Origin of the sequence: Microcoleus sp. Pol12B4 (assembly GCF_036701385.1) — a bacterium.
In the GTDB taxonomy this organism is placed as follows: Bacteria; Cyanobacteriota; Cyanobacteriia; order Cyanobacteriales; family Microcoleaceae; genus Microcoleus.
The window spans coordinates 1-3,319 of the sequence record NZ_JAUBQR010000366.1 but is presented as its reverse complement, the minus strand read 5'-3'; the positions used below and the strand labels follow the sequence as shown (position 1 = coordinate 3,319).

The 3,319-nt window shown below is 48.6% G+C and carries 5 protein-coding genes; 2 read left to right on the top strand and 3 right to left on the bottom strand.

Going from position 1 to position 3,319, the window contains the following annotated elements:
• A partial coding sequence (locus QUA38_RS28115) for a DUF1565 domain-containing protein (RefSeq protein ID WP_333167683.1) occupies nucleotides 1–755 on the bottom strand: 755 nt, incomplete at its 3' end.
• Nucleotides 756–976: 221 nt separating this feature from the next.
• Here QUA38_RS28115 and QUA38_RS28110 point away from each other — a divergent pair.
• Both QUA38_RS28110 and thiS read left to right on the top strand, forming a co-directional pair.
• Complete coding sequence (locus QUA38_RS28110) at nucleotides 977–2,059, top strand: thiamine phosphate synthase (RefSeq protein WP_333167681.1); 1,083 nt, start codon at nucleotides 977–979, stop codon at nucleotides 2,057–2,059.
• 97 nt (nucleotides 2,060–2,156) lie between these two features.
• Nucleotides 2,157–2,369 (top strand): sulfur carrier protein ThiS, encoded by a 213-nt coding sequence (gene thiS, locus QUA38_RS28105; RefSeq protein WP_190738130.1) that lies wholly within the window; start codon nucleotides 2,157–2,159, stop codon nucleotides 2,367–2,369.
• A 187-nt stretch (nucleotides 2,370–2,556) separates the two neighbouring features.
• On the opposite strand, the gene rpmA is transcribed toward thiS, so the two are convergent.
• Complete coding sequence (gene rpmA, locus QUA38_RS28100) at nucleotides 2,557–2,856, bottom strand: 50S ribosomal protein L27 (protein ID WP_190738131.1); 300 nt, start codon at nucleotides 2,854–2,856, stop codon at nucleotides 2,557–2,559.
• Between the two features lie 27 nt (nucleotides 2,857–2,883).
• Complete coding sequence (gene rplU / locus QUA38_RS28095) at nucleotides 2,884–3,276, bottom strand: 50S ribosomal protein L21 (protein WP_172190164.1); 393 nt, start codon at nucleotides 3,274–3,276, stop codon at nucleotides 2,884–2,886.
• Between the last annotated feature and the right edge of the window lie 43 nt (nucleotides 3,277–3,319).

Genomic DNA, 3,319 nt, shown 5'->3' with positions numbered 1-3,319 from the left:
GGCCTGGAAGTACCCACTACCGAAATTCCGTCGTGAGTGCTGCCAGAAAAAGTATTGTTGACAACCGTCGGAGAACTCGATTCGATCCACAAAGCGTAACCGCGATAGTTGGTATTCGTCACCGTCACCCCGCTGAGTCCCGCCCCGTCTGCGCCTAAAATCGCGATATTTTGACCCGCCGAAGTCGGACTGATAAAGTATCCTCCGCCTTTGATGACAATATTCTGACCGCGAGTGTTGGGATTTCCCTGAACTGTCACGCTGGGCCTGAGCATTAATGGAAATTTTTCGCCGGTTTGCTCGCTGTAAGTACCGGGCGCTAGCAAAATCGCTGTTTTGGGCGGGGCCACGCTTAAGGCGTAGGTAAGGGTTTTAAACGGAGCTCGATCGCTGCCGTTGCCCCCCGTGTCGCTGCCGCCGATCGAGCTGACGTACAGTATGTTAATGTCGCTCTGCGGCGTCTGAGAAAGTAGCTGCACTCCCGGTATGTCGGCAGCGATAACTGACGGTTGATGGTTGCAAAGGGCGGTGCTGGCAAAAACGAGCAGAAGGCAAGAACTCAAATAAGATTTTTGCGATCGCTTTTCTTTGCACTCGCTATATTGAGAATTTAGCAGCATAAATAAACCCCACTGATTTGCGATCCGAGTTCCGCTTCCCGAGTTCGGTGTCGGGTTTTCGCGATCGAACTTTGATTTCACCCGCCTGCTGGGGTTTTCTGCTGTTAATCTTTTGTGTTGTTCTGCTAACCTCACGGCTCTCCTCCGAAGTGTGGTATGCAGTTTAACGATTCCACTCTCATCAAGTTTGATCTATTATGCTTTGTTTTCATCAAATTCAATAAAACTTAAAAATCATTGTCGAATTTACATTGGTTTATGCCAAAATTAAGCCGCCTGCTTTGCCACAATCTTGACGGCATGGGACAATGTAGCGGTTTGACAGGTACGATTAATTATAATTAGGGTGGTTCTGAATGACCGACAAACAAAACAGAACTTTACCGGCACAGCCAGCCCTCTGCCGGATTTTAGATGCAAATTTAGATCGAGCGCGCGAAGGCTTGAGAATTATTGAAGAATGGTGCAGGTTTGGTCTCAACAACGCCGATTTAGCTGGCGAGTGCAAGCAACTGCGTCAAGAATTGGCTGCTTGGCACGTCGCAGAACTTCGCAGTGCTAGGGATACGCCGGCCGATCCGGGTACGGAGTTGACTCACCCGCAGGAAGAGCACCGTTCGAGCATTCAGCAGCTACTGGAGGCGAATTTCTGTAGGGTGGAAGAAGCTCTGCGGGTACTCGAAGAGTATGGCAAAATTTACGATCGGAATATGGGCGGGGCTTTTAAGCAGATGCGCTATCGGGTTTATACTCTCGAAAGCAATTTGCTGGCTTACCGGCGCTACCAGCAGTTACTTCGATCGCAGTTATACCTTGTAACTTCGCCGAGAGACAACTTGTTAGGAGTCGTGGAAGCTGCTTTGCAAGGCGGACTGACTTTGGTGCAGTACCGCGACAAAACCTCAGACGACGGCGCAAAGTTGGCTAACGCGCGACAGCTTTGCGAACTTTGTCACCGCTACGATGCTTTGCTGATTGTGAACGATCGCGTGGATTTGGCGATCGCAGCGGGTGCCGACGGCGTACACTTAGGACAGGGAGATTGGCCTGTGGCGGAAGCGCGCAAGTTGCTCGGCCCGGGACGAATCATCGGTCGTTCTACTACGAATGGCGAGGAAATGCAGCGAGCTATTGAAGAGGGAGCCGACTACATTGGAGTTGGGCCGGTTTACCACACTCCTACTAAACCTGATAAACAGGCGGCAGGTTTGGACTATGTGCGGTATGCTGCTGATAAGTCGCCGATTCCGTGGTTTGCGATCGGCGGAATTGATATCAACAACCTCGATGAAATATTGAATGCGGGAGCTCAAAGGGTTGCCATAGTACGCGCGATTATGGAAGCAGAACAACCTACTTTAGTCACGCAGTTTTTCATCTCGCAGTTGATTCGGATGGAGAATCTGAAAGCTCAGAAAGCTTTGCACGGCAAAAGCTAGGTTTATTTGCGATTCGTAGGGCGGGTTTAGCACAGGAAATCTGTGCATAAAATATAATTTTGTTACCAAACCCGCCCGGAAAACTGATATTTTACTTATGATAAATCAAATTGCGCTGCAAGTTAACGGAGAAACCCGCAATTGTGCGATCGACACACCGTTACCAGAATTACTAAAACAATTGGGATTAAACCCCCGCTTGGTGGCTGTGGAGTACAACGGGGAAATTCTGCACAAACAATTTTGGGAAACTACACAGATGCAAGAGGGCGACATATTAGAAGTTGTCACAATTGTCGGAGGAGGCTAGCCAATTTTTAGGAGTAAAAACGAGAGTTTTTCCTGCTTGTCTGGTTCTTCGTAAGCACCCAGAGTCCTTTCTCCGGCGAAACAACTTGCAAAAAGCTCTGCCTCCTGTAACTTTCTAATTACATAGAAAATCAGGAGGCAGAGCCTTGCTTATATGCGTTCCCAGGCATAGCCTAGGAACCATAAAACTAAACTGCGACAGCTTCAGCCACGGGTTCAGCCACAGGTGCTGCTACAACAGGATAAATGCTGACTTTTTTGCGAGTTTTGCCTTTTCTTTCAAAAGTCACCACACCGTCAATCATGGCAAACAGAGTATCATCTCTGCCGATACCAACATTATTACCGGGGTGAACTTTAGTGCCGCGTTGACGGATCAAAATGTTGCCAGCTTTGACAACTTGACCGCCGTACTTTTTGACACCCAGACGCTGAGAATTAGAGTCGCGTCCGTTACGTGTACTGCCTGTACCTTTCTTGTGGGCCATAATATCCTCAACTGTATTTACTATTTTTTATTCTGAATCAGTTTCGGCGGTTTGGGGGGTTTCAACAACTGCTGCAGTTAAGTCTCTGGCGGCTAACACTGTACCGTTGACGCTGATGGAGTCAATCATAAAGCGAGTTGTTTCTTGACGGTGCCCTTTTTTCTTCCGAGTTTTCTTTTTCGGCTTCATCTTGTAGACGAGGACTTTGCGGCCCCGGAAATGCCGGAGAACCGTTCCTTCTACAGTGGCATTTTCTAGTAGAGGCTGGCCGATATGAACCTCGCCTTCGTGCTGGATCAGAAATACTTTGTCTATGGTGACTTTGGATTCAGCTTCGACGTGAAGCAGTTCGATGTCGTAGAAGCGGCCTGGTTCTACCCGAAATTGTTTGCCGCCGGTTTCAATGATTGCGTAAGTCATGGGATGGTTGTTGAGATTGCCGTACAGGTAGCTGATGAGTCAT

What these genes read in the sequence shown, in the direction of transcription:
- QUA38_RS28110 (WP_333167681.1), top strand. Translation starts at nt 977, where the DNA reads ATGACCGACAAACAAAACAGAACTTTACCGGCACAGCCAGCCCTCTGC.
- thiS (WP_190738130.1), top strand. Translation starts at nt 2,157, where the DNA reads ATGATAAATCAAATTGCGCTGCAAGTTAACGGAGAAACCCGCAATTGT.
- rpmA (WP_190738131.1), bottom strand. Translation starts at nt 2,856, where the DNA reads ATGGCCCACAAGAAAGGTACAGGCAGTACACGTAACGGACGCGACTCT.
- rplU (WP_172190164.1), bottom strand. Translation starts at nt 3,276, where the DNA reads ATGACTTACGCAATCATTGAAACCGGCGGCAAACAATTTCGGGTAGAA.